This window comes from Ruminococcus sp. (assembly GCF_016287535.1).
Classification (GTDB): domain Bacteria; phylum Bacillota; class Clostridia; order Oscillospirales; family Ruminococcaceae; genus Ruminococcus.
In genome coordinates, this window is the sequence record NZ_JAEFAJ010000017.1 from 28,778 (window position 1) to 55,133 (window position 26,356).

A 26,356-nucleotide genomic window follows, 5' to 3' on the forward strand; every position below is an offset into this window, starting at 1 on the left:
ATTTTTCGGTGCCACGATTGTGCAGATATACAGTCTTACTGAAATTTCATAATATTGTATTGACAAACAATATTATACGCCATATAATATTATCAGAGCTCAGATATTACAAGCTTTAAAATATTATATACTTTCAGAAAGGAGCTGCGCTATGGGTTTTTCTATCAATGCAGGGCTTCTCGACGCAATGGTGCTGTCTATCGTCCAGAACAATGACACCTACGGCTACGAGATCACCCAATATCTCCGCAAGGCTGTGGATATATCAGAATCTACCCTTTATCCCGTCCTGAGGCGGCTGCAAAAGAATGAGCTTCTTGAAACATATGACAAGGAGTTCATGGGCAGGAACAGGAGATACTACCGTATAACTCCTCAGGGAAACGATTCCCTTGAGGAATATCGTGAGGAATGGCGAAGCCATAAGAAAAAGATCGACAGTATTTTATTGAATGAGGGAGCTGAAAATAATGAACAAACTTGAATTTCTTACAAGACTGAGGAACAGTCTTGAAAAAGGCGGTCTTCCCGCAGAGGATATAAATGATGCTCTTACATATTATGAAGAGGTCTTTCTCGACGCCGGCTTCGGCAAAGAGGAGGAAACTGCCGCTTCCATGGGTTCTCCGGAGGACGTCGCGGTAAATATACTCCGTGAGAGCGGTATACACGTAAACGCTGCTCCCGTTATGCCTCCCCAGAGAACAGATACACCTCAGAAGGATCAGGAGACATATCAGAACAGCAGCAGCGGAACGTACCAGAACTCCGGTTCATACCAGAACGGATACGTACCGCCCCCCGCTCCGCAGCCAAAGCAAAGAAGTGTCGGAGCAACTATCGCACTTATAATACTTGCTGTGCTCACCTTCCCTGTATGGCTGCCATTGCTTATTGTAGTTGTAGTGCTCCTCTTTGTGCTTATCGTCGTACTTGCTTCACTTATTTTTGCAGCAATAGCGACAGCAGTCGGACTTCTTATTGCTTCTGTACCCGCAATGTTCCACTCCCCCAGTGAAGGACTTATGCTCCTTGGCGGCGGACTTGTATTCGCTGGTATCGTGATATTGATATTCAAGCCGGCTTTCAATGTAGTCATACCTGCCTGCGGAAGATCGGTAAAACGCTTCTTCAGCTGGCTCACAGGTCTTTTCAGAAAAGGAGGAAGATAAAATGAATGAGAATAATATCCCTGTACAGACAGAACCTTCAGGTACGGAGAAAAAGAAAGGCAGTATCAGCGTTGGAATAATATGCATACTGCTCGGAATAATACTGTTTATCACAGGTCTTATACTTTACAGGACCTTCGGTTCAAAAAACCGCTACAATGTCAAAGACATGAACGAAAGCTTCATCGCCTCTGATGTCAGAGAACTTGACCTTGATATAGAATGGGCAGATCTTACTATCGGAAAAAGCGAAGATGACAATATATATATCAATGCCAAGGACGTTCCGGAATCATTTCACGCATCTGTTTCCGGGAATACCTTCAAGATCGGCTTCGGTAAAAAGAAAGTCAATTTTGTTCCCTTTTCTACTTTTCTCGGTGATGACAGGATCGATCCCGTGATCACATTACAGCTTCCCGAAAAGGTTTACAGCAGCCTTGTGCTCGACCTCGGCGCAGGCAAAACAGATATCAGAGGTCTGAGCTGCGGCAGTCTCGATATAAACTGCGGTGCAGGAAAAGTCACTTTCAGCGATATAAGCTGCGATAACGGCATTATCGACTGCGGCGCGGGAGAAGTGGATATAAACAATATAATCTGTGAGGGTCTGCTCGACATAGACGGCGGCGCCGGAAAGATATCCGTAAACGGAGTTCTCGGCGGGATCGACATAGATCAGGGCGTAGGCGATTTCGAGTTCACCGGTACTATGAACGGCAATATCAATGCTGACGGAGGGGTAGGTTCGATGACATTCCGCCTTACAAATCCTCCCGAAGATTTCTACAAGGAAGGCGGCAAATACAGGATTGATGTTGACACTGGCGTAGGCTCGTCAAACATTTACTACAATCAGGGATGATCTTTATGCCCGACAATGTTGAGATCAAAAAAGGCGACCGCGTAAAGCACCGCCTTTTCGGCAAAGGAACAGTCACAGACACACTCCCCCTCGGCGGTGATACCGTCGTAACCATCGAGTTTGACAACGGCACAACGCGAAAGCTGTGCGCTATTGTGTCAGGTCTCGAACCTGAGCCTCTCCAAACACAAGAAGAAAATACATGATATAGTTATGTCCTCCGTGCTTTCCGGTACGGGGGATCATTATTCAACGCAGAATGATCACGAATATATCATAGTAATGCAGAAAAATGAAAAATTAACGAAAATCGCAATAAGTGTGATGACAAATCCTAAAATATGTGTTATAATACATACGGTCAATAAAATCTTCTATGGAGGTCAGATCATGAAAAAGCTAACTGCTTTACTATGTATAACCGCTCTTCTCTGTGGATGCACAGGCAAGAGCAATGTAAAATCAGACAATTCCACAGTTCAGTCAACTACAGTCAGCGACGTGACGGATGAAGGCTCTTCCTCTGCGGCTCCTACAGAGCCTGCTCCCACAGACCCCGTGCTCGACAGCGATCCCTCGGAGATCCTCGTTCTCGGAGATTCCAGGGATATGACCACGGTCGCTAATGTAGACTGGGCTAAAATATACCGTGCAGCTCTTGAGGATTTCAAAAAATCGGATAAATACGATGATACCGCACGTTTCACAATATATGATATGAACGACGATAAGGTCCCTGAGCTCATTATCTCATATGGTCCTTACGGAAACAAGACATACCTCATAAGGAGCCTCTGCGAAGGATATTATACCGAATTTGATCCTATCACAGACTGCGGTATGCTCAATTATATAATGGACAGAAGCCTCATCACCACCACAAGATACCACGACGATATACAGGTAATGAATATACAGCTCTACCGCCTGAAGGGCAAGGCGCTTGCAAATGTCGGTTCCTTCCAGCGCTCCAATTCGGCTGTAAAGGAAGACGGAAACTTCGTAACGGAAGAAAAGTATACCGAGGATTACAACCACTTCCTCTCAGGTTTCGTAAAGAACATGGGCGAGGATCACAGCTTTGATGACGATGTTATAAAGGCTGCTCTCGGCGAATATGAATACGATGAATGGAAGGAAGCCTTTGCAGCTGTACTTAACGACTACCTCAAAACCAAAAAGGCTAATGACGATAACCACTTCTCGCTTATGGACATAAACGGCGACGATATCCCAGAGCTCTTTATTTCCGGTGCTTATCACTATGCTCCTTATGTCAATATCTTCGCATGGAACGGCTGTCCGGTACCTGTAGGCAGCTTCGGCAACTCAGACGGTACCATCGGCTATGACGACAAAGCCAACGAGCTTTACTCAAAGGAGGATAATCCGAATTATACCGCAGAATGTATCTATACCTTCAATGAAAACTACAAGTTCTCCGAGGTATTCACCTGCGCTAATTCCGAAAACAGCAAACAACAGGACGCAAATTTTGAAGTCACATATGTTGTGAACGGAGAGAAAACGGATAAGAGTTCATATGAAAAAGCTGTTAAGGAGCGCCTTAACGACTCGCTGTACGTCCTCGGTATGGATAACGACCTCACTGAAGAAACCATCAAGGAATTCAAGGAAGGCAATTATATCCAGCCGAAAAAGAAATGATCCAGTTTAAAATATTAAGGACTTCCCGCATGGGAAGTCCTTTTTTCAGTGTATGCACATACTCTGCCTGTAATTCTATATTTCCTTTATCGCTGACGTAGCGCCTACCTTCAGGACCGTATCTATTACAGTCTGTTCTCCTGATGTAAGTTCATCGGCTGATACCTCTACCACTACAATGTCATTATACGTCATCGCCTCAGGAGATCTGTCGATCCAGAACCTGTATTTAACATTATCTCCGCAGACCATCTTTAATATCATGCAGCTTGTCCTGTAAATATCCGGATTGTATCTCCGGCGTATCTTATCAATTATTATACCCGGCAGTAATGCCATCGGTGCATATACGCCCAAACCCTTTATCATAATTTCACTCCCTTAAAGCAATACTTCAAGACACTGCAATAATACCGTTATGTAGATCGTATCCGTTTCCGCGGTAATCACCGGTTCATTATTCTGCGATCGCAGCCGCTTTTGCTTTTTTAAAAATTTTACGTGAATCAGACACCAATATTATACTATAATTTACAATAAAAGTCAATGCAGTCATTCTCCATATTATATCCTTCAGCTGATTATTTTTACAGCCGAGCGGACGTACATATAAAACAAGCCCCGGAAGCGGTATATCACAACCGTTTCCGGGACTGAAAAGATAATATGTATGGAAAGTGCCTATTCAAACAGCTTTCTGAAGCGCTTCATAGCTTCAATGGTATTCTCTTTGTTATTGAAGGCTGTCAGACGGAACCAGCGGTCTCCGTTTTTGCCGAAACCTGCACCGGGAGTGCCTACAACGCCTGCCTTTTCGAGCATATGGTCAAAGAAGGTCCAACTGTCCATTCCGAAGGGACACTCGAACCATATATACGGGGAATTGATACCGCCTGTGTAGCGTATACCAAGCTCGTCCATAGTGCTTGAGATTATACGCGCGTTCTCCATATAGCAGGCTGTCATTGCCTTTGATTCCTTCTGTCCCTCTTCGCTGAACACAGCCTCTGCAGCTCTCTGCACGATGTATGGCACACCGTTGAATTTAGTAGTCTGACGCCTGTTCCACATCTTGTTGAGGCTCATCTCGCGTCCGTCTGGAGAAACGGACTTTATAGCCTTAGGAACTATCGTGTATCCGCAGCGAGTTCCTGTAAATCCTGCTGTCTTTGACAGTGAGCAGAACTCCACCGCGCATTTCTTCGCGCCCTCGATGGAATATATAGTCCGCGGGAGCTCACTGTCCGATATGAAGCTCTCATATGCTGAATCAAAGAGTATCACCGCGTCGTTTTCAAGTGCGTAATCCACCCACTCTTTCAGCTGCTGCTTGTTGTAGCAGGCTCCCGTGGGATTGTTAGGAGAGCAGAGATAGATTATATCAGCATGAACGCTCCTGTCAGGCATGGGAAGGAAGTCGTTCTCGGCTGTTCCGTTTATATAGATGATATGTCTGCCGTTCATCGTATTTGTATCAACATAGACCGGATAAACCGGGTCGGGAATGAGGACGGTATTGTCCGCAGAAAAGAGGTCGGTGATGTTTCCCGTGTCAGACTTTGCGCCGTCGGATACAAATATCTCGTCCTCGTCCACATCTGCGCCTATATTCCTGTAATGTCCTGCAATAGCCTTTCTGAGAAAGTCGTAACCCTGCTCGGGACCGTAGCCGCGGAAGGTCTCAGCCTTTCCCATTTCATCGGCGGCAGAGTGCATAGCCTGCACCACAGACTTGCCAAGGGGCAGTGTAACATCGCCGATACCCAGCCTTATAACGTCGGCATCGGGGTTTTTCTCCTTGAATGTGCTTACTCTCTTTGCCACCTCACTGAACAGGTAGCTCTCCTTCAGATCAAGAAATCTTTCATTAAACCTTGCCATAGTAATCTCCCTCAAATGTATATTCAGCAGGACCTGTCATATAGATATGTCCGTCAGATTCTTTCCACTCGATAACAAGTTCGCCGCCCAGCAGCTCAACGGTCACGGGCTTGCGTGGACATATGCCGTTCAGACAAGCCGCAGCAACTGTTGCACAGGTGCCTGTTCCGCAGGCAAGCGTCTCGCCTGTACCTCTCTCCCACACGCGCATTTTCAGGCGGTCGGAAGATATTATCTCCGCAAATTCAATATTAGCTCTCCGTGGAAAATGTTCATCGCACTCGAATATCTTTCCGTATTTTTCAACTTCAAATCTGCCTACGTCCTCTCCGATGAATGTGACAGCGTGGGGATTGCCCATTGAAACGCAGGTAAACCGGAACTCCCTTCCGTAAGCCGCGAGAACAAGGTCTGTCACAGGTGAAGTTTCGGCAATAACTGGAACTTCCGCAGCTTCAATGACGGGAGCTCCCATATCTACTGTAAGAGTTTTTGCAATGTTATTTTCGTCGGTATGGACCTCAATGATTTTTATGCCTGCCAGCGTCTCTACAGTGACAACAGGCTTATGAATTATGCCCTTGTCGTAGACGTATTTCGCAACGCAGCGTATAGCGTTGCCGCACATCTCGGACTCGCTGCCGTCGGGATTGAACATACGCATACGGCAGTCCGCAGTATCACTTGGAAGTATCAGCACAAGTCCGTCCGAGCCAACGCCGAAATGGCGGTCACTGACCGCCTTGGCAAGCTGCTCGGGAGAGCTTACGCTCTCCTCGAAACAGTTTATATATACATAGTCGTTTCCGCAGCCATGCATTTTGGTGAATCTCATTTATATCACACTCCGAAAAGAAGTTTGTCGTATGCAGGGAATGGGTAGTAGTCCTCGGCTGTTATAGTCTCAGCCTTGTCGGCAGCCGCACGGAGCTTATCCATTGCAGGTATCATCTTGTCACGAACGAATTCGGACTCCTTCCTGATATCGCTTATAGTTTTAAGCTTAGCAACTGTTGCTTCAAGCTTTGTTGTAGCGTCGTCCATTTCATCAATGAGGACTGAAAGCTCCTCAACCAGCTTGGTCTCGTACTTGCAGGCTGCCTTTGAAACGCTCTTCTTAACTGAAACTGCGGAAGCTGTATCAGCAGCGAACTTTGAAACAGCAGGTATTATCTCCTTGCGTGCCATATCCACCATTGTCTGAGCCTCGATGTTTACTGACTTGACATAGTTCTCCAGCATTATCTCGCAGCGCGAGTATATCTCAGCCTCGGTGAAGATACCATGTGATGTGAGCATCTCCACGTTCTTCTTATCGCATATCTTAGGCATACAGTCGGCAGTAGTCCTGAGGTTTGAAAGGCCGCGCTTTTCTGCTTCCTTTACCCATGCGTCATCATAGCCGTTGCCGTTGAAGATTATGCGCTTGTGCTCCTTGATAGTCTTCTTGATGAGGTCGTGGAGAGCCTTGTTGAAGTCCTTAGCCTTTTCGAGCTTGTCGGCAAACTGCTTTAATACCTCTGCAACAGCGGCGTTGAGGTGAATGTTAGCGCAGGAGATACTGTTTGATGAACCCAGCATACGGAACTCGAACTTGTTTCCTGTGAATGCGAAGGGCGATGTACGGTTACGGTCTGTAGTATCCTTGCTGAACTGCGGCAGAACGTCAACGCCAAGCTTCATTTTTTCCTTGGTGGTACCGCCGTAGGGCTTGTCATTCTCGATAGCTTCAAGTATAGCTGTGAGCTCATCGCCAAGGAATATGGAGATGATAGCAGGCGGTGCTTCGTTTGCGCCGAGACGGTGGTCATTGCCTGCTGTAGCAACAGAAAGCCTCAGTAAGTCCTGATAATCGTCAACTGCCTTGATAACTGCTGCAAGGAAGAGCAGGAACTGTGCGTTCTCATATGGAGTCTCGCCGGGAGAGAGAAGGTTAACTCCTGTATCAGTGGATATAGACCAGTTGTTGTGCTTGCCTGAGCCGTTCACGCCCTCGAAAGGCTTTTCGTGAAGGAGGCAGACAAGTCCGTGACGCTCAGCCACTTTCTTCATTACTTCCATTGTGAGCTGGTTGTGGTCAGCAGCGATGTTTGTAGTCTTGTAAATAGGAGCAAGCTCATGCTGTGCGGGAGCTACTTCGTTGTGCTTGGTCTTTGCGAGAATGCCAAGCTTCCAGAGCTCCTTGTCGAGATCAGCCATATACTCGGATACTCTTGACTTGATAGAGCCGAAGTAGTGATCCTCCATTTCCTGTCCCTTTGGCGGCATTGCGCCGAAAAGAGTACGTCCGGTCATTATGAGGTCTTTTCTCTTCCTGTACATCTCACGGTCAACAAGGAAGTACTCCTGTTCGGGACCTACTGATGTGCGGACGCTTCTGACGTTCTCGTTTCCGAAGAGTTTCAGTACACGCATTGCCTGCTTGTTGAGAGCTTCCATTGAACGGAGAAGAGGTACCTTCTTGTCGAGAGCCTCGCCGGTGTATGAACAGAACGCTGTGGGTATATAGAGTGTGCCGTCCTTGATAAATGCGTAGGAAGTAGGATCCCACGCCGTGTATCCTCTTGCCTCAAACGTGGCACGAAGTCCGCCTGACGGGAAGGAAGAAGCATCAGGTTCGCCCTTTACAAGCTCCTTGCCTGAGAATTCCATGATAACTCTGCCGTCGGGAGCCGGAGAAATGAAGCTGTCGTGCTTCTCGGCAGTGACGCCTGTCATTGGCTGGAACCAGTGAGTATAGTGAGTTGCGCCTTTCTCAACAGCCCAGTCCTTCATTGCTGCTGCTACAGCATTAGCAACTGAGATATCAAGCGGAGTTCCCCTGTCAATAGTCCTTTTCAGCGACTTGTAAACCTTCTCGGAGAGGGTAGCTTTCATTACTCTCTCATCGAATACCATTGAACCAAAATACTCTGTTACCTTTTCCATTATATTTACCTCCAGTTTTTATCATTTATTAATCAGCACTGAACTGATCTTGAATTCGGAATTAGGAGTGCGAAATTAATGGTATCGCCTTACGGCGATTAATTGAAATTAAAATCATTCCGCGTAAGCGGACACAACAATTACGAATCAATTTAAGAGCGAAGCTCTTATAAAGTCTGCAAAAAGCTTCTGAGGTTTGTTCGGTCTTGATTTGAATTCGGGGTGGAACTGCACTCCTATGAACCACGGGTGATCCGGAAGCTCCACTATCTCAACCAGCTTCTCATCGGGAGACAATCCTGCGATCTGAAGTCCGTTTTCCACAAGTACCTTCCGGTACGCGTTGTTGAATTCATAACGGTGGCGGTGTCGCTCATAGATGAGTTCCTCGCCGTATATCTCGCGGCAGCGTGAGCCCTCCGTCAGCTTGCAGGGGTAAAGTCCCAGACGCATTGTGCCGCCTTTTTCCGAAATGTTCCTCTGCTCGTCCATAATATCGATGACAGGATACGGTGTTTCACCGAACTCAGCAGAATCCGCACCTGCAAGTCCGCACACATTGCGGGCGTATTCGATTACAGTCATCTGCATACCGAGACATATTCCGAAAAACGGTACTTTGTTCTCACGGGCGTAGCGTATGGATTCCACCATGCCCTCGATTCCTCTGTGACCAAAGCCGCCGGGGACAATGATGCCGTTGCAGTCACTGAAAATCTCAGCGGCATTGTCAGACGTTACATTCTCGGAATCTATCCACTTTATCTCAACCGCCGCATCGTTGATGATACCGCCGTGCCGCAGAGCTTCAGCAACCGAGAGGTATGCATCGTGGAGCTCCACGTATTTGCCGACAAGTCCTATTGTAACATTTTTGTGCGCATTCTCTGCGCGGTGTACCATTTCTGTCCATTCTGTAAGATCAGGAGCACTGTCTGCGATACCGAGATGCCGGCAGACCGAATGTGCAAGTCCTTCATTTTCAAGCCACAGGGGAACTTCATACAGTGACGGCGCTGTAAGGTTCTGTATAACGTCCTCCTTGCGGATATTGCAGAAGAGAGCTATCTTCTCCGCCATATCGTCGGGTATGCGTTTTTCCGTGCGGCAGACTATTATATCAGGCTGGATGCCTATTGAAAGGAGCTCCTTGGTGGAGTGCTGTGTGGGCTTTGATTTCAGTTCCTCAGAACCGGTTATATAAGGAACAAGTGTAACGTGTATGTAGCATACATTCTCGCGTCCCTGCTCTGTACCCACCTGACGTATCGCCTCAAGGAAAGGTGTGGATTCAATATCGCCGACTGTACCGCCGATCTCGGTGATTACCACATCGGCATTAGCCTCATTTGCGGCGCTGTAAACTCTGTCCTTTATCTCATTGGTGATATGCGGTATTACCTGAACGGTACCGCCGAGATAGTCGCCGCGGCGCTCTTTTGTGATGACGTTCCAGTAGATCTTTCCTGTTGTGACATTTGAATGTACCGAAAGATTTTCATCAACGAAACGCTCATAGTGACCAAGGTCGAGATCAGTCTCAGCACCATCGTCTGTAACGAAAACCTCACCGTGCTGGAACGGCGACATTGTACCAGGATCTACGTTGATGTAGGGATCAAACTTCTGAATGGTGACCTTGTAGCCCCGCTGTTTGAGAAGTCTTCCAAGTGAAGCAGCTGTGATACCTTTTCCGAGTCCCGAAACGACTCCGCCTGTTACAAAAATGAACTTTGACATTTTTACTTATGCTCCTTGAAATACATTTATAATACACGCTATTTCAAATGTCCGGTGAACATTATGAAATCTGCCGTATAAAACGACAGACGGTGCAAAGCACCATAAACGCTCCGTTTATACTGCCTCTGCAAATCCGCAGAGCGGATTTGTGACTGCGTTGCAGTCTGCAAAATGTACGCTGTACATTTTGCAGCAGAGGCAGATATGTGATAAAGGCAGTCCGCGGAGTATGGGAGATTCGGTAATATCCGCAGACGCCCTTGTCAGCTTATGCTTTTTCTCATTCTGCCGAACCGTGAAATGTGGTACAGCCTTCCCCGCCTGTATTGAATCTGATAATTTTGCCTGTACGCCAGTTTTTTGCAGCATAAAAATCAACAGATGCAGAAATTCTGAGGCCTCATACATCTCCTTGTGTATGAAATCATCGCTGTATATAAAAAAAGAGAGCTACGGATACCATATCCGCAGCTCCCTTGCCGTTTACATTATCATTATATTTCTCTGCGAATGATTTGTCAATAGCTTTTCTGAAATTTGACGTATCGCATATTTTTATCCCGTTGTTAGTATTAAATAACTGTTAAAATTTCACGAAAGCACAAAAAACCTGTATTAACCTATTGACATTTCCGCTTTGAAGTGCTAATATAAATGGTGGAACAAAGACGTTTTAGCAGACTATCTGTATGCTGAAGCGTCTTTTTTATTATAATCCGATCAATGGCGCTCGGATTATTGAAAGGTTAGTGAATGATATGGACAATTTCAGAACAGAGGCTCCTTACCGACAGCAGGGACTTTACAGTCCGCGTTTTGAACATGACAACTGCGGTATCGGAGCAGTAGTGAACATCAATGGCGAACAGTCACGATATGTTGTGGAAAATGCTCTCACTATCGTTGAAAAGCTGGAACACCGCGCAGGTAAGGACGCAGAGGGCAAAACAGGCGACGGTGTAGGAATACTTGTACAGATGCCCTGCAGCTTCTTTATAAAAGAAGCAAAAAAACTTGGCGCTGATATCGGAGAGAACGGCGACTTCGGTGTGGGTATGTTCTTCTTCCCGCAGAATGAGCTCAGACGCGACCGCGCAAAGAAGCTCTTTGAAAAGATAATCGACAATAACGGCATGACTTTTGTATGCTGGCGTGAGGTCCCGACTTCTCCCTCAATACTCGGTCACAAGGCTATTGACAGTATGCCATGTATAATGCAGGCTTTCGTAAAGCGCCCCGATGAATGTCCCAAGGGACTGGTATTTGACCGCAGGCTCTTCATTGCGAGACGCGAATTCGAGCAGTCCAACGAGGATACATATGTATGCTCACTTTCAAGCCGTACTATCGTATATAAAGGTATGTTCCTCGTTGACGAGCTGAGGAGATTCTACACAGACCTTCAGAGTGAGGACTTCACATCGTCTATCGCAATGGTACACTCACGTTTCTCGACAAATACAAATCCAAGCTGGCAGAAGGCTCACCCAAACCGCTTCATCGTCCACAACGGCGAGATAAATACTATCACAGGCAACGCTGACAGAATGCTCGCCCGCGAGGAAACTATGACCTGTGATACGCTGAAAAATGATATGCACAGGATACTTCCCGCGATAAATGTAAACGGTTCTGACTCGGCGAGACTTGACAACGCCCTTGAATTTATGGTAATGTCGGGTATGCCCCTGCCGCTGGCAGTTATGATAACGATCCCGGAGCCTTGGAAGAACGACAAGACCATCTCCAAGGCAAAATACGATTTCTATCAGTATTACGCTACTATGATGGAACCATGGGACGGTCCCGCATCAATACTTTTCTCTGACGGCGACGTAATGGGAGCAGTTCTCGACAGAAACGGTCTGCGTCCGTCAAGATACTGCATAACGAACGACGGTTTCCTCATTCTTTCATCGGAGACAGGCTGTATAGACATTGCGCCTGAGAAGATCGTTAAAAAAGACCGTCTCCGTCCGGGTAAAATGCTCCTTGCGGACACAAAGCAGGGACGTATCATCGAGGACGAAGAGGTCAAGTCGATGTATGCTTCACGCCAGCCCTACGGCGAATGGCTTGACGCTAACCTTGTACGCCTCCACGATCTACATATCCCGAACAAGGGAGTTAAGACCTACTCAAAGGACGAGCTTGCAAGGCTTCACAAGGCATTCGGCTACTCCTATGAGGACATTCGTACATCCATACTGCCGATGGCTGAAAAAGGCGCTGAGCCTATCGCTTCCATGGGAAGCGATATACCGCTCCCTCCGCTTGACAAGCAGTCTCCTCCCCTTTTCAACTACTTCCGTCAGCTCTTTGCGCAGGTTACAAATCCCCCCTTTGACGCTATCCGTGAAGAAGTTGTGACCGACACGAGTGTTTACATCGGCAAGGACGGAAATATCCTTGAGGAGCGTCCTGAGAACTGCCACGTTCTCAAAATCGAGAATCCTATCCTCACCGAGACTGATATGCTCAAGATAAAATCCCTTAATCAGCAGGGACTCAAAAGCGCAGTTATCCCGATAACCTACTACATCGGAACATCGCTGGACAAGGCTATCGAGCGCCTTTTCATCGAGGCTGACAAGGCATACCGCGACGGAGCTTCTATCCTTATACTCTCGGACCGCAGCGTGGACGAATATCATTGTGCGATACCTTCTCTCCTTGCGGTTTCGGCACTCCAGCAGCACCTTGTTTCAACCAAGAAGCGCACGGCAGTCGCTATGATACTCGAATCCGCAGAGCCGAGGGAGGTACACCACTTCGCAGCACTTCTCGGCTACGGTGCCTGCGCCGTAAACCCTTATCTCGCACATGAAACTATCCGCTCTCTCATTGAGGACGGCTCGCTTGACAAGGACTTCTACGCCGCCGAGGACGACTACAACAGTGCTGTTCTCCACGGTATAGTAAAGATAGCTTCAAAAATGGGCATTTCAACTATACAGTCCTATCAAGGAAGCAAGCTATTTGAAGCTGTGGGCATCTCACAGGAGCTTATCGACAGCTACTTTGCAGGAACTGTCAGCCGTATCGGCGGTATCGGACTTGCTGATATAAGCCGCCGTACAGAAGCTCTCCATACAGCTGCTTATGACCCGCTGGGACTTCATGTGAGCAGCGATGTAAAGAGCGCAGGCAGCCACAAGCTCCGCAGCGGAAAGAGTGAGCACCTCTATACTCCGGAGACCATACATCTGCTTCAGCAGGCAGCATGGACAGGCAGCTATGACACATTCAGAAAGTATTCAGAAGCTCTTACCCGCGAGGACAATGAACTCACGCTCCGCAGTCTCCTTGATTTCAATTTCGACAGTGCCAATGAGATACCGATCGACGAGGTAGAATCCGTTGAGAGTATCTGTACGCGCTTCAAGACAGGCGCTATGTCTTACGGCTCTATCTCTCAGGAAGCTCACGAATGCATGGCTGTGGCTATGAACAGCATCGGAGGAAAGTCCAACAGCGGCGAGGGCGGCGAAAGTCCGGAGCGTCTGAAATCCGACAAGTGCTCCGCTATCAAGCAGGTCGCTTCGGGACGTTTCGGCGTTACATCAGAATATCTCGTTTCCGCACAGGAAATACAGATAAAAATGGCACAGGGCGCCAAGCCCGGCGAGGGCGGACATCTTCCGTCAGGAAAGGTCTATCCGTGGATAGCCAAGACACGTCACTCAACGGCAGGCGTTGGTCTTATCTCACCACCTCCTCACCATGATATCTACTCCATAGAGGACCTGGCACAGCTTATCTACGACCTTAAAAACGCTAACGACAAGGCTCGTATCTCAGTAAAGCTGGTTTCGGAAGCAGGCGTGGGAACTGTTGCGGCAGGCGTTGCCAAGGCAGGCGCACAGGTCATCCTTATCTCCGGCTACGATGGCGGTACAGGCGCCGCTCCCAAGAGCTCCATATACAACGCAGGACTTCCCTGGGAGCTCGGACTTGCAGAAGCACACCAGACACTTATGCTCAACGGTCTCCGTTCAAGAGTACGCATTGAGACTGACGGAAAGCTCATGACAGGACGCGACGTACTTGTTGCTGCACTGCTCGGTGCTGAGGAGTTCGGCTTCGCAACAGCTCCGCTGGTAACAATGGGCTGTGTTATGATGAGGGTATGCAACCTGGATACCTGTCCGATGGGTATAGCTACACAGAATCCTGAGCTCAGAAAGCGTTTCCGCGGCAAACCTGAGTATATAGTTAACTTTATGCACTTCATCGCACAGGAGCTCCGCGAGTATATGGCAAAGCTCGGTATACGCACAGTTGACGAGCTCGTTGGACGCACAGACCTGCTCTGCATAAAGGACAGCGCTGCTGAAAAGAACATCGACTTCACAAATATACTTGCACACAGCAATGCAGACGGCAAAAAACACTTTGACGCTGATGATATTTACGATTTTGAGCTTGACAAGACCATAGACCGTCGTGTTATAATAAAGAAGCTGGGAAGTGCGCTGAAAAACGGAACTTCCAAGACTATTTCCATTGACGTTGTGAACACCGACCGCTCCGTAGGAACTCTCACAGGTGCTGAGATAACACGTATCCACGGGGAAAACGTACTTGCAGATGATACATTCACAGTTAAATGCACGGGCAGCGGCGGACAGTCCTTCGGCGCATTCATACCAAAGGGACTTACGCTTCAGCTCTGCGGAGACAGCAACGACTATTTCGGCAAGGGACTTTCAGGCGGCAGGCTGATCCTCAGTCCGCCAAGCGCTTCGAAATTCAAAGCTGACGAAAATATCATCGTCGGAAATGTTGCACTTTACGGTGCGACCTCCGGCAAGGCTTTCATAAACGGCGTCGCAGGCGAGAGATTCTGCGTAAGAAACTCCGGAGCGACAGCTGTATGTGAGGGCGTGGGAGACCACGGCTGCGAGTATATGACAGGCGGACGCGCTGTTATTCTCGGACGCACAGGCAAGAACTTCGCCGCAGGTATGTCGGGCGGTATAGCTTACGTTCTCGACGAGGAGCACGATCTTTACACCCGTCTCAACAAGGCTCTCGTTTCACTTGAAACAGTAACAGAAGAAGAGGATATCGCTGAGCTGAAAGCTATAATAACCGAACACGCAGAAGCTACAGGTTCAGAAAAGGCAAAGCAGATACTTGCTGACTTTGAGCATTATCTCCCCTGCTTCAAGAAGGTTATACCCCACGATTATGCAAAGATACAAAAAACCGTATCTAAACTTGAAAAATCAGGCGTGAGCAGCGAACAGGCTATGATCGAAGCCTTCGAGCTCATCAGAAAGGAGGCGTGAGCCATGGGAAAAGCAACCGGATTCCTTGAATATACAAGGACTGAAACAACTGCGAAAGACCCCATTGAGCGTATAAAGGACTTCAATGAATTCCACGTACCGCTCAGCGAGGAGCAGCGCCGTCAGCAGGCTTCACGCTGTATGGACTGCGGAGTTCCCTTCTGTCAGAACGGAAAAATGCTCTGCGGAATGATGTCGGGCTGTCCGCTCAATAATCTTATTCCAGAGTGGAACGACCTTCTTTATCACGGTCAGAAGGAACAGGCGCTCAGCCGTCTGCTGATGACCAATAACTTTCCCGAATTCACGTCAAGGGTATGTCCCGCGCTCTGCGAAAAGGCCTGCATCTGCGGAGTCTACGATTCGCCTGTAACAACTAAGGAGAACGAGAACTCCATAATTGAATTCGGCTTCGCAAGCGGTCTTATGAAGCCTCAGATACCCGCTGTAAGAAGCGGCAGACGTATCGCAGTCATCGGTTCGGGTCCTTCCGGACTTGCCGCTGCGGACACTCTAAACAAGCGCGGTCACAGCGTAACTGTGTTTGAGCGCTCAGACCGTGTCGGCGGACTGCTCATGTACGGTATCCCGAATATGAAGCTTGAAAAGCATATCATTGAACGCCGCGTGGAGCTTATGAAGGCTGAGGGCGTAGAGTTCAGAACCGATTCAAACGTGGGTGAAAATGTTTCCGCAGATGATATACTCGGCAGCTTTGACGCTGTCGTACTTGCCTGCGGTTCGTCTAATCCGCGTGATATCAAAGCTGAGGGAAGAGACGCAGAGGGTATTTACTTCGCGGTGGATTTCCTGAAAGCTACTACAAAGAGCCTGCTTGACTCCGAACTCAAGGACGGAAGGTATATCTCCGCAAAGGACAAAAACGTCGTTATAATCGGCGGCGGCGATACAGGCAATGATTGTGTGGGCACATCTGTCCGCCACGGCTGCAAGTCCGTTGTTCAGCTTGAAATGATGCCCAAGCTCCCCGACGTGAGAGCAGAGAACAATCCATTCCCTGAGTGGCCGAGAGTATGCAAGACTGACTACGGTCAGGAAGAAGCAATAGCTTTATTCGTTCACGACCCGCGTATCTACTGCACAACTGTCAAGGAATTCATCAAGGACGAAAACGGAAAACTGTCTGCTGTAAAGACAGTAAAGCTAAGTTTTGGCACAGATCCCGAAACAGGCAGACGTACTATGAATGAGATCGAGGGCAGCGAGGAGGTACTCCCATGCGAGCTCTGTCTCATAGCGGCGGGATTCTTGGGCTGTCAGCAATATATTGCAGACGCTTTCGGCGTATCACTTGACCAGCGCACAAATGTAAAAACAGCACCCGGCAAACATTCCACAGATGTTGATAAGGTATTCACAGCAGGCGATATGCACATAGGTCAGTCACTTGTAGTTCGCGCTATCCGTGAGGGACGCGACGCTGCGTCAGAGGTGGACGAATACCTTATGGGTTACACCAATTTATGATACGGAGGCTAAAATGATCTATTCAGAAAATGAGATATTGCAGTATATCGAGGAAAATGATGTTAAGTTCGTCAAGCTGACATTCTGCGATCTGAAAGGAAGACTGAAAAATATCTCTGTTCTTTCATCTGAGCTCGCAGTTACCTTTGAGCGCGGAGTCCGCATAACGGCAAAGAAGATCGCAGGTTTTGAGGCTGCAAACGGAAAGGATCTTTTCCTCTTCCCCGACGCTCAGACAATGACCGTTCTCCCGTGGAGACCTCAGCAGGGCAGAGTCATAAGAATGTTCTGCTATATCCGTTACGAAGACGGCACTCCATTTGAAGGCGACGGCAGATACTTCCTGAAAAAAGCCATGAAAGCCGCGATCGCGGCAGGCTACTGCTTCCGCTTCGGAACATCATGCGAGTTCACTCTCTTCCGCAGGGACAGCAACGGACTGCCAACGAAAACTCCCCATGATTATGCCGGCTACTGCGATATCGCTCCGGACGACAAGGGAGAAAATATCCGCCGCGATGTATGTCTCACTCTCGAACAGATGGGCATTCACCCAATATCCTCACGCCATGAGAGCGGCTGCGGTCAGCACGAGATAGACTTTAATGCTTCTTCTGCCCTGAAAGCCGCTGATACCTTTCTCAGCTTCAAGTCCGCGGTCAAATCTGTCGCGGAAACACACGATGTACACGCGAGCTTCATGCCCAAACCGCTGCGTGATGACTGCGGAAACGGTATGCATATCAGCTTCAATGTTTTCCCTGACAACGATATGCTTGAGGAAACAAAGCAGAACGATAACGACCTCCTCAGATGTGCGGCAGCAGGCATAATGAAGCATATACGTGAGTTTACGCTGTTCACTAATTCGACGGTGAATTCCTATGCGAGACTGGGAGAGTTCACTGCTCCACGTGACATTATATGGTCGGACGAGGAGGGCTCTCAGCTTATCCGTATGAATCCCGACAGCGACAACGCCTGCGTGGAGCTGCGCGCTGCGGACTGCGTCTGCGATCCGTATTTTGTTCTCGGTCTTATGATATATTCAGCACTTGAAGGCATAGAGGAAAAGTACGCTCTGCCGGAAAAGAACACCGGCTCGGAGCGACTTCCTTCCACGCTTGAGGAGGCAGTTTCCTGCACTGAGAGCTCGGACTTCGTTAAGAAGTACGTGCCTGTAAATATACTTGACGTGCTGATGAACTACAGCCGTGCTGAATGGCGCGAGTATTCCTCAGCATATGACAAAGGCGCATTTGAGGATAAACAATATTTTTACAGTCTCTGACGGAGGTAAGCTTTGGAAAAAATTCTTGTAGTTTCAAGTAATAAAACCGCCTCTGAAGCTCTTGTGAATTTCCTCCGCGATTCGTTCAGATGTACGCCAAAACTCGTTGAATCAGCATATCAGGCGAAAACCGTTTTCGATGCCGACCCCTCCGTTGAGCTGGCAGTAATAAACTCTCCGCTTATGGACGAGAACGGCTTTGAGCTTGCGGAATACATCATCGAAAATACTACTGCAAACTGCATATTTATGATAAAAGAGGAGCAGACCGAAAAGATAGCGGGACGAGCCGAAAAGACAGGTATAATCATAGTCGGTAAGCCGTTCAGCCGTACTCTGCTATATCAGCTGGTGAAAACACTGGATATCGCCGTGAACCGCTCTCTGAAACTGTACGAGGAGAACCGAAGGCTCGAAGAAAAGATAGAAGAGATACAGGCGATAGACAAGGCGAAATTCATGCTCATGCAGTACAAGGGTATGACTGAGGAGGAAGCACACACTTATCTTGAACAGTACGCCATGAACAAGCGCAAGAAGAAAAGTCTTGCGGCACTGGCGATAATAGATAAGCTGAGTGAGCAGTATTTATAAGTGAGGCGAAGAAAATGTTTGACAGCATCCACGAAGAATGCGGAGTTTTCGGCATATACGAAAACAAGACCTCTGACGTTGCCGCGTCTGTCTATTTCGGGCTGTATGCCCTGCAGCACAGAGGTCAGGAGAGCTGTGGCATAACTGTCTGTGATGACGGTATCTTCAGGCATAAACGTGCGGACGGACTTGTCTCGGAGGTGTTCAGCAGAGAGGAACTGGACAAGCTCGGCAGCGGAAATATGGCTGTGGGACACGTCCGGTACTCTACAACAGGCGGACATAATCACAATAATATACAGCCCCTTGTTATACGTCATATCAAGGGCAATATGGCTCTTGTACACAACGGCAATCTGGTCAATGCGGCAGAGCTGAGGCGCTCATTTGAGATGTCGGGAGCTATCTTCCACGGCACCTCCGACACGGAGGCGATAGCCTATTCCATAGTCCGCGAAAGGATTGCCGCCGGTTCTACTGAACAGGCTGTCGAACGCGCTATGCCTAACATAAAGGGAGCATACTCATGCATACTCATGACCGCAACCAAACTGATAGCATTCCGCGACCCTGACGGCTTTCGTCCCCTGTGTATCGGTAAAACTCATGACGGGGCATATGTTGTCGCTTCGGAATCCTGTGCTCTTGAAACGGTTGGTGCGGAATTCCTTCGTGATATTGATGCCGGAGAAATTGTCGCAATTGACAGTGACGGCCTGCGTTCAATACGCACTAACTGTACCAACAGGCGTAATATCTGTATATTCGAATACATCTACTTTGCACGTCCGGACTCGGTAATCGAGGGAATATCAGTCCACCACGCAAGGCTTTGCGCAGGCAGGCTGCTTGCAAAGAGCAGTCCTGTTGACGCGGATATCGTTATAGGTGTTCCCGATTCCGGACTTGATGCAGCACTCGGCTACGCAAACGAAAGCGGCATACCTTACGGTATCGGCTTTATAAAGAATAAATATATCGGCAGGAGCTTTATTCAGCCCGAACAGCACCAGCGCGAAAATGCGGTCAAGATAAAACTCAACGCAGTCCGCGAGAGCGTCGCGGGCAAGCGTGTGATAATGATAGATGATTCCATAGTCCGCGGAACAACGAGCGCGAGGATCGTAAGGCTTTTGCGTGAGGCAGGCGCCAGGGAAGTCCATGTGCGTATTTCATCACCGCCATTCCTGCACACCTGTCATTTCGGTACGGACATCGACTCCGAGGAAAACCTCATTGCGGGCAAATGCAGTACAACTGAGGAGATAGCGCAGTACATCGGCGCTGACAGCCTTGCGTACCTGCCGGTTGAATGTCTCGGTGAGCTGGTGGACGACCGCTTCGGCTACTGCAGGGGCTGTTTCACCGGCTCCTATCCTGTAGATACTTCAGGTGCAGGGAACAAGAACAAATTCGATGAAAAGATACATAAGTAAGGGCGGATTTCGGCTTTGCCGCATACAGCATTGCCGATCATATCAAAGATACGGCACACTGCCTGATTATCCGCCCAAAACAAACGCTGTACATCAATGGCGATGTACAAGCGGAAATAAATATAATATACCTATTATTCGGAGGAATTTACTATGTGTACAATAATGTGTTACTGCGGCGTCAGCGGCGGTACCGGAAAAGTTATGGACGGGCTGAAAGCAACTGTCAGCCGCGGTCCTGACGACCAGAGGATAGTGAAAGTACCTGATGGAATACTCGGCTTTCAGCGTCTGTCGATAATGGGACTTACTCCAGAGGGTATGCAGCCCTTTGAGCTGAACGGTGATTTCGCAGTATGCAACGGTGAGATATACGGCTTCCGCAAGCTCAGAGACAAGCTTACCGATATGGGCTACTGTTTCAGAAGTGACAGCGACTGCGAGATACTTCTTCCTTTATACAGAGAATACGGCACTGATATGTTTTCTATGCTCGATGCCGAATTTGCCTGCGTGATATATGACAGCACAGAGCGCCAGTTCGTAGCTGCAAGAGATCCCATAGGCATACGTCCACTTTACTACGGCAAGTCCGATGACGGTACCGTTGTCTTTGCAAGCGAAGCAAAGAACCTCGTTGATATCTGCAAAAAGGTAATGCCTTTCCCTCCGGGTCACTACTATAAGGACGGTCAGTTCCATTGCTACTGTGATATTACGGCAGTTGACAATGTCATACACGACGATATATATACAGTCTGCAAGAATATCCATGACAAGCTTGTCGCAGGCGTAAAGAAGCGCCTTGACGCAGATGCTAAGGTAGGATTCCTGCTTTCCGGCGGACTTGATTCCTCACTTGTATGCGCCATTGCTCAGCGCGAGAGCGACAAGCCGATACGCACATTTGCGATCGGTATGAACACAGACGCTATCGACCTCAAATACGCAAAGCAGGTGGCAGACTACATCGGCAGTGACCACACTGAAGTCATCATCACTAAGGACAATGTTATCGCAGCCCTTGACGATGTTATACATCTCCTCGGCACTTATGATATCACGACTATCCGCGCAAGTATGGGTATGTACCTGCTATGCAAGGCTATCCATCAGCAGACCGATATCCGCGTACTTCTTACAGGCGAGATATCCGATGAGCTGTTCGGTTACAAGTATACGGATTTTGCACCGTCGGCAGAAGCATTTCAGCAGGAATCCGTAAAGCGCGTCCGTGAGCTACATATGTACGATGTACTCCGTGCTGACCGCTGTATATCAGTAAATTCTCTCGAAGCCCGTGTCCCCTTCGGCGACCTTGACTTTGTAAAATACGTCATGGCGATAGACCCGGAAATGAAGCTCAACAAATACAACAAGGGCAAGTATCTGCTCCGTCACGCTTTTGAGGGCGATTACCTTCCGCATGACATTCTCTACCGCGAAAAGGCAGCGTTCTCAGACGCTGTGGGTCACTCAATGGTTGACTATCTCAAGGAATATGCCGAGAATTATTATTCCGACGAGGAATTTGAACTTGACTGCACAAAATATACTCATGCCAAGCCGTTCACGAAGGAGTCTCTCCTTTACCGCGAGATATTCGAGAAATACTACCCCGGCAACAGCGAAATGGTAGTCGATTTCTGGATGCCTAACAAGGAATGGGAGGGCTGCAACGTAAACGACCCGTCTGCGCGTGTTCTCTCAAACTATGGCGCAAGCGGTGAATAATAAAGTAAAACGACTGAGAATACACTCAGTCGTTTTCAGATTGCAACGATCCCTCTGATATACCTGTCAGGGGGATTAATAATAATTATTGTCGTCAGGTACATTTATGAAAACAGCCTGTACTCGGATTTACCGGGATATAAACTAAAATCTTGTGTTATCTGTACGAATCATATGACTTTCATGCACGGAAAATAATCAACGCCCTGCAGTGATAATGAACAGGAACAATAACAGCTTATCTTTCCTTATATAATTTTTCCCTTTTTCGTATTTTAAATTGAACCATGTTTAGGAACATTTCCGGGGGATATACTGTACATACTGACAGCTGCGGCAGGCGGTATGATAATTCCGCTTATAAAAAAAGATAACTCGAATTATATACTCCCAAACATATAAAAGCAAGGCAGGGATATTTATTCCCTGCCCTGTTTTTTGTACTTATTCTTCCCTGCGCCGCGCAGTCATGCTGCCTTTAATGCAGAGTATTCCAAGTCCGATCATCATAAACGCACCGAAAATAATAAACAGCTTGTACATTGAATTAATACCTGTCTGCGGTAAATCAACGGCTTCATTTGCTGAATTTACACCCTTTCCTGTTTGTGGATCAACAGTGTATTTGTCAAGCACATTCCCCTTGCTGTCAGTGATAGTTATCTCACGGTCACCGTCAGCAGTACGCTTTATCGAAGCACTTGTATCAGTGACTTTATTTTTACTCGCACCGCTTACAGCGTCGACTCCCTCAGTGCCGTTTGCAGCTATTATCTCAGGTATCACCGCTTCAGCCCTTTCCCAGTATGAGGGCGTATCCTTTTGATCTGTAACGTCTATGGCAGCTATAGCCCCGTCTGTGACAGTTATGGAAACTGTGATATCACCGAGAAATCCGCTTGCTGTGCCTGTATACGTTCCGTCTTTATAAGAAGAAGCCGCATTGGCTGCAGCAGCAACATGAAAAGAATTAGTCAGAAGAGCTGCAGACAATACAGAGCATACAATCCTTTTCTTTCGTAGTTTGTTCTTGTTCATTTTTTGACCTCACTTTACTGTATATTGATAATTAATTAACAGCTTGCTTTATAATAAACCGTTAATATTTGCTAAAAAATGTGCGGATCCAAGCCGCAAGTGCGGAGGCTGCCGGAAAAACAGTTAAAAGCATACTTTTTACACTCGCTTTCAAGCCCCGCTTTTTCTGATAACGGCGTGCAGGCGAAAAACAGGTCTTACTTCAAAGATCTCCATATGCAGTCCTGCATTATTACAAAAATTCTGAACTTCCTCTCTGCTATAAATGCGAACATCACCCTTGCCGGCCAGATGCGCAAGCGGCAGTTCAATACGATTGCAAAACCAGCGCATTGCATTTGATTTCATCGTCATATCCCGCAGTATCAGCCTGCCATTCGGACGGAGCACACGGTAAACACTGTTAAAAAAGCTCTGCGGGTTCGGGTAGTGATGAAAGCTCTCGGAGCATATCACCGCGTCAAAGGAATTCTCTGCAAAAGGAAGGTTCTCACAGTCACCGACCACAAGCTCTACATTTTTCATTTTCTTTGCTTTGGCAACCTCGATCATTTTCGGCGTCAGGTCTATTCCTGTATAGTGCTTGTCGGGATATTTTTCATGCAGCAGCGTCAGCATAGGAGCTGTTCCGCAGCCGCAGTCCAGCAAATCGTTAAACGGCTCTTTTTCAAGCTCTGCCAGTATGTCGGGATAGTCTTTCTTGCACATATTATATATGCCTGCATGACCTGATTCATATATCTCGGCAGCTTTTGTGAATTCCTTTACGGATAAGTTTTTGTATTCTATGCTTGTCATATTGATAATTCCTTTCATTTCCGTTTCCATGTTATGCATCGGCTGACACGCTTGCAGTAATCTTCATATTCCCGACCGTAAAGATCACGCAGCATGAATATCCTTTGGATAATCATGAAGAATGAAAAACGGATAATATTTCAGTATCAGAAATACATAGACGCTCCGCATGAATAACGCACTTTGCCCCTGCTTTCCGATAACTCTCCGCATAGCCTGGTGCAAGGCGTACAGCGTTTCCACACTGCCGTAACAGAAATGCGTCATGGGAGCATTGCGGAAGTCGCCGTGTGCAGTCGCAAAGTAAATTTCGGGAATATCTCTGCCGTGACACATGATATCACGGACGGTATACATATTTATATCTCAAATTTGTTAGCGTTAGCAAACTTGAAGTCAAAAAATAATTCCCGCTGACCGCTATTCTCTTGTGATACGATCTCAGGATGGTTATGACGAAAGAAATCCAAAAAAGTCTTTATATGTCTCATCACCCATACTATGATGCATAATATTTTTATCTGTTAGCATATAATAACATTTGTTTAATTATATCACAGATAAACTGCTTTGTCAATATTCATGATAAAAAGACTTACAGAAACATCATCAACTGACAGGCGCTGTGCAGAAGAGTTCCTCAGTATTATTCAGAGCTATAAAAAAGCTTCTTCAGTTAGAGGAGCGCCGATAAAGAAGTATTTAAGATTTTAAGATGAGGTTGCGTAACTGCCTTGGTTACGCAACCTTTCTCTTTTTGTCGTACTTCATACTGTCAGCAACGGCAGTCGTTACGGCAACATTGAAGCGGTAGTGAATTTCAATTTGCTGAGTGCGATGCCCACTACTCTTGTCGGGAGCGTGGACAACGATCTTCTCGATAAGCTCATGCATGATCTCAGGAATAAGCTCCGTGATACGCTCATACTTCTGCACCACGCTGATGAATGCGGTCACATCGGCGGACTTCTGTTCGGCGGTTTCGATATAGGCAGTAAGCTCTGTAACGCTTGCCTTTAGTTTCTTCTGCTCATCCTCATAGCCTGATGACATAACAGTAAATCGCTCATCGGAGATTTTTCCTGAAACATTATCCTCATAAAGCCTTGTAAACAGTCTGTCAAGCTCAATGATACGCTTTTCAGCCTGTTTCAGGGCTTTCTTTGCTTTTGTAAGTTCCGAGGACTGCTTCTGAACGGAATTGTCCATAGCCGCCTGCACAAACTCTTCCTCATGCTCTTTAACCCTGGCAAGCAGTTTGTTCAGCTCGTTCAGCACGATCTCATTCAGTACAACAGTTCTGATGAAGTGAGCGGAACAAGCGTCCTTGTCTGAGGAATATGTGGAACACTTCAAATGTTCCTGATCGGCGGTCAGACTTGTCGCTCGGCACAGATACATCTTCTTTCCACAGTCCGCACAGTAGACCATACCCGAAAATGGATTGACTTCCTCATGTTTGGTGGGACGGCGCTTGTTCTTGCGAAGCTCCTGCACCAAATCAAACTCATGCTGAGTTACGATAGGCTCATGAGTATTCTCAAAGATGAGCCATTCTTCCTGTGGATTTCTCACGGTCTTCTTGTTTTTGTAGGACTTCTTGTGTGTTCTGAAGTTGACCGTATGACCGATGTATTCAGGACGGTCAAGAATGTGGCTGATGGTTTTTCCGCTCCAGCGGTGCAGCTTAGCGTTCTTGTGACCGTTATCCCTACCCTGTGACAGAGCGTAGGCTGTAGGAGTCGGGATACCTTCCTGCGTGAGAATACGGGCAATCTGTACCGGACCGTAACCCTCTATGCAGAGCTTGAATATCCTGCGGACAACCTCAGCAGCTTCATCGTCAACGAGCCACAGATTTTTGTCAGCTTCGGACTTTTTATAGCCGTAAATCGGCACAGAAAGTGGCTTTCCCGACTGTCCCTTAGCCTTGAAAACAGCTTTTATTTTCTTGCTTGTATCACGAGCATACCAGTCATTAAAAATGTTCTTGAATGCAAGCAACTCATTTTCTGACTTGAAGGTATCTACATTATCGTTGATAGCGATATAGCGAACATCGTAATCAGGGAAAATGATCTCGATGTATTCTCCGGTTTTCAGATAGTCTCTACCAAGGCGGCTCAAATCCTTAGTGATGACCGTACCTACTTTGCCGTCCTCAATGTCAGCCATCATAGCCTTGAAGCCGTCACGCTCAAATGTCGTTCCCGAAACTCCGTCATCTACATAAAACACGGTATTGCTGAAACCATTATCCTCTGCGTACTTCTTGAGGATAGCCTTCTGGTTGGTGATGCTGTTGCTCTCACCCTGTAACATATCGTCCTGGCTCAGGCGACAATATAATGCTGTGATCTTGTCTGTCATATTAAACCTCTCTTTCCGACAGATACAGCAAGCTATGTTATCATTATAGCGCAATA

20 protein-coding genes are annotated in these 26,356 nt (G+C 47.4%); 11 read left to right on the plus strand and 9 right to left on the minus strand.

What is annotated here, in order from left to right; all coding sequences use genetic code 11:
* Window positions 1-151 precede the first annotated feature (151 nt).
* The 5 genes from QZZ36_RS07910 to QZZ36_RS07930 all read left to right on the plus strand — a co-directional run bounded on the left by QZZ36_RS07910 (window position 152) and on the right by QZZ36_RS07930 (window position 3,705).
* The gene (locus tag QZZ36_RS07910; RefSeq protein WP_295079595.1) at window positions 152-484 is read left to right on the plus strand and encodes a PadR family transcriptional regulator; all 333 of its coding nucleotides are present in this window, start codon (window positions 152-154) and stop codon (window positions 482-484) included.
* Window positions 471-1,172 (plus strand): DUF1700 domain-containing protein, encoded by a 702-nt coding sequence (locus tag QZZ36_RS07915; RefSeq protein WP_295079598.1) that lies wholly within the window; start codon window positions 471-473, stop codon window positions 1,170-1,172. Before QZZ36_RS07910 ends, QZZ36_RS07915 begins: the two co-directional genes overlap by 14 nt.
* A gap of 1 nt (window position 1,173) precedes the next feature.
* Window positions 1,174-2,037 carry a DUF4097 family beta strand repeat-containing protein gene (locus QZZ36_RS07920; RefSeq protein WP_295079602.1) on the plus strand — a complete coding sequence of 288 codons (864 nt, stop codon included), beginning with the start codon at window positions 1,174-1,176 and terminating at the stop codon, window positions 2,035-2,037.
* Between the two features lie 5 nt (window positions 2,038-2,042).
* On the plus strand, window positions 2,043-2,243 hold the full coding sequence (locus QZZ36_RS07925) for a hypothetical protein (RefSeq protein WP_295079605.1): 201 nt from the start codon (window positions 2,043-2,045) through the stop codon (window positions 2,241-2,243).
* A 184-nt stretch (window positions 2,244-2,427) separates the two neighbouring features.
* Window positions 2,428-3,705 carry a hypothetical protein gene (locus QZZ36_RS07930; RefSeq protein WP_295079608.1) on the plus strand — a complete coding sequence of 426 codons (1,278 nt, stop codon included), beginning with the start codon at window positions 2,428-2,430 and terminating at the stop codon, window positions 3,703-3,705.
* A 75-nt stretch (window positions 3,706-3,780) separates the two neighbouring features.
* Here QZZ36_RS07930 and QZZ36_RS07935 read toward each other — a convergent pair whose 3' ends face one another.
* The 5 genes from QZZ36_RS07935 to QZZ36_RS07955 form a co-directional block, all read right to left on the minus strand.
* Complete coding sequence (locus tag QZZ36_RS07935) at window positions 3,781-4,074, minus strand: hypothetical protein (RefSeq protein WP_295079611.1); 294 nt, start codon at window positions 4,072-4,074, stop codon at window positions 3,781-3,783.
* Between the two features lie 312 nt (window positions 4,075-4,386).
* Window positions 4,387-5,586: an LL-diaminopimelate aminotransferase gene (locus QZZ36_RS07940; protein WP_295079615.1), complete on the minus strand. Its 1,200-nt coding sequence runs from the start codon at window positions 5,584-5,586 to the stop codon at window positions 4,387-4,389.
* A complete protein-coding gene (gene dapF / locus QZZ36_RS07945; protein WP_295079618.1) occupies window positions 5,573-6,421 on the minus strand; it encodes a diaminopimelate epimerase in 849 nt (282 codons plus the stop codon). Before dapF ends, QZZ36_RS07940 begins: the two co-directional genes overlap by 14 nt.
* A gap of 5 nt (window positions 6,422-6,426) precedes the next feature.
* Window positions 6,427-8,514: a glutamine synthetase III gene (locus QZZ36_RS07950; protein WP_295079621.1), complete on the minus strand. Its 2,088-nt coding sequence runs from the start codon at window positions 8,512-8,514 to the stop codon at window positions 6,427-6,429.
* A 147-nt stretch (window positions 8,515-8,661) separates the two neighbouring features.
* Entirely contained in the window at window positions 8,662-10,254 is a 1,593-nt protein-coding gene (locus tag QZZ36_RS07955; RefSeq protein ID WP_295079624.1) for a CTP synthase, read from the minus strand.
* Between the two features lie 761 nt (window positions 10,255-11,015).
* Between QZZ36_RS07955 and gltB the strand changes: the two genes are divergently transcribed.
* The 6 genes from gltB (at window position 11,016) to asnB (ending at window position 22,094) form a co-directional block, all read left to right on the plus strand.
* The gene (gltB, locus tag QZZ36_RS07960) at window positions 11,016-15,551 is read left to right on the plus strand and encodes a glutamate synthase large subunit (RefSeq protein WP_295079627.1); all 4,536 of its coding nucleotides are present in this window, start codon (window positions 11,016-11,018) and stop codon (window positions 15,549-15,551) included.
* A gap of 3 nt (window positions 15,552-15,554) precedes the next feature.
* Window positions 15,555-17,039 carry a glutamate synthase subunit beta gene (locus QZZ36_RS07965; protein ID WP_295079630.1) on the plus strand — a complete coding sequence of 495 codons (1,485 nt, stop codon included), beginning with the start codon at window positions 15,555-15,557 and terminating at the stop codon, window positions 17,037-17,039.
* 13 nt (window positions 17,040-17,052) lie between these two features.
* The gene (locus tag QZZ36_RS07970; protein ID WP_295079633.1) at window positions 17,053-18,330 is read left to right on the plus strand and encodes a glutamine synthetase family protein; all 1,278 of its coding nucleotides are present in this window, start codon (window positions 17,053-17,055) and stop codon (window positions 18,328-18,330) included.
* Between the two features lie 12 nt (window positions 18,331-18,342).
* Window positions 18,343-18,924 carry an ANTAR domain-containing protein gene (locus QZZ36_RS07975; protein ID WP_295079636.1) on the plus strand — a complete coding sequence of 194 codons (582 nt, stop codon included), beginning with the start codon at window positions 18,343-18,345 and terminating at the stop codon, window positions 18,922-18,924.
* Between the two features lie 14 nt (window positions 18,925-18,938).
* The gene (gene purF, locus QZZ36_RS07980) at window positions 18,939-20,360 is read left to right on the plus strand and encodes an amidophosphoribosyltransferase (protein ID WP_295079639.1); all 1,422 of its coding nucleotides are present in this window, start codon (window positions 18,939-18,941) and stop codon (window positions 20,358-20,360) included.
* Between the two features lie 153 nt (window positions 20,361-20,513).
* Complete coding sequence (gene asnB / locus QZZ36_RS07985; RefSeq protein ID WP_295079642.1) at window positions 20,514-22,094, plus strand: asparagine synthase B; 1,581 nt, start codon at window positions 20,514-20,516, stop codon at window positions 22,092-22,094.
* 444 nt (window positions 22,095-22,538) lie between these two features.
* Here the strand turns inward: asnB and QZZ36_RS07990 are convergent, their stop codons facing one another.
* From QZZ36_RS07990 to QZZ36_RS08005, 4 genes are all read right to left on the minus strand, one after another.
* Window positions 22,539-23,132 (minus strand): FMN-binding protein, encoded by a 594-nt coding sequence (locus tag QZZ36_RS07990; protein WP_295079645.1) that lies wholly within the window; start codon window positions 23,130-23,132, stop codon window positions 22,539-22,541.
* Window positions 23,133-23,282: 150 nt separating this feature from the next.
* Window positions 23,283-23,948 (minus strand): methyltransferase domain-containing protein, encoded by a 666-nt coding sequence (locus tag QZZ36_RS07995; RefSeq protein WP_365686013.1) that lies wholly within the window; start codon window positions 23,946-23,948, stop codon window positions 23,283-23,285.
* 66 nt (window positions 23,949-24,014) lie between these two features.
* A complete protein-coding gene (locus QZZ36_RS08000; RefSeq protein ID WP_295079648.1) occupies window positions 24,015-24,287 on the minus strand; it encodes a hypothetical protein in 273 nt (90 codons plus the stop codon).
* A gap of 381 nt (window positions 24,288-24,668) precedes the next feature.
* Window positions 24,669-26,300 carry a recombinase family protein gene (locus QZZ36_RS08005; protein WP_295079651.1) on the minus strand — a complete coding sequence of 544 codons (1,632 nt, stop codon included), beginning with the start codon at window positions 26,298-26,300 and terminating at the stop codon, window positions 24,669-24,671.
* Between the last annotated feature and the right edge of the window lie 56 nt (window positions 26,301-26,356).

Bases quoted from the DNA above. Each gene is read 5' to 3' on its own strand.
- QZZ36_RS07935 (WP_295079611.1), bottom strand. From the start codon at position 4,074: ATGATAAAGGGTTTGGGCGTATATGCACCGATGGCATTACTGCCGGGT.
- QZZ36_RS07920 (WP_295079602.1), top strand. From the start codon at position 1,174: ATGAATGAGAATAATATCCCTGTACAGACAGAACCTTCAGGTACGGAG.
- QZZ36_RS07970 (WP_295079633.1), top strand. From the start codon at position 17,053: ATGATCTATTCAGAAAATGAGATATTGCAGTATATCGAGGAAAATGAT.
- QZZ36_RS07940 (WP_295079615.1), bottom strand. From the start codon at position 5,586: ATGGCAAGGTTTAATGAAAGATTTCTTGATCTGAAGGAGAGCTACCTG.
- QZZ36_RS07910 (WP_295079595.1), top strand. From the start codon at position 152: ATGGGTTTTTCTATCAATGCAGGGCTTCTCGACGCAATGGTGCTGTCT.
- QZZ36_RS08000 (WP_295079648.1), bottom strand. From the start codon at position 24,287: ATGTATACCGTCCGTGATATCATGTGTCACGGCAGAGATATTCCCGAA.
- QZZ36_RS07990 (WP_295079645.1), bottom strand. From the start codon at position 23,132: ATGAACAAGAACAAACTACGAAAGAAAAGGATTGTATGCTCTGTATTG.
- QZZ36_RS08005 (WP_295079651.1), bottom strand. From the start codon at position 26,300: ATGACAGACAAGATCACAGCATTATATTGTCGCCTGAGCCAGGACGAT.
- gltB (WP_295079627.1), top strand. From the start codon at position 11,016: ATGGACAATTTCAGAACAGAGGCTCCTTACCGACAGCAGGGACTTTAC.
- QZZ36_RS07965 (WP_295079630.1), top strand. From the start codon at position 15,555: ATGGGAAAAGCAACCGGATTCCTTGAATATACAAGGACTGAAACAACT.
- QZZ36_RS07930 (WP_295079608.1), top strand. From the start codon at position 2,428: ATGAAAAAGCTAACTGCTTTACTATGTATAACCGCTCTTCTCTGTGGA.
- QZZ36_RS07915 (WP_295079598.1), top strand. From the start codon at position 471: ATGAACAAACTTGAATTTCTTACAAGACTGAGGAACAGTCTTGAAAAA.
- QZZ36_RS07925 (WP_295079605.1), top strand. From the start codon at position 2,043: ATGCCCGACAATGTTGAGATCAAAAAAGGCGACCGCGTAAAGCACCGC.
- asnB (WP_295079642.1), top strand. From the start codon at position 20,514: ATGTGTACAATAATGTGTTACTGCGGCGTCAGCGGCGGTACCGGAAAA.
- dapF (WP_295079618.1), bottom strand. From the start codon at position 6,421: ATGAGATTCACCAAAATGCATGGCTGCGGAAACGACTATGTATATATA.
- QZZ36_RS07995 (WP_365686013.1), bottom strand. From the start codon at position 23,948: ATGAAAGGAATTATCAATATGACAAGCATAGAATACAAAAACTTATCC.
- QZZ36_RS07950 (WP_295079621.1), bottom strand. From the start codon at position 8,514: ATGGAAAAGGTAACAGAGTATTTTGGTTCAATGGTATTCGATGAGAGA.
- purF (WP_295079639.1), top strand. From the start codon at position 18,939: ATGTTTGACAGCATCCACGAAGAATGCGGAGTTTTCGGCATATACGAA.
- QZZ36_RS07955 (WP_295079624.1), bottom strand. From the start codon at position 10,254: ATGTCAAAGTTCATTTTTGTAACAGGCGGAGTCGTTTCGGGACTCGGA.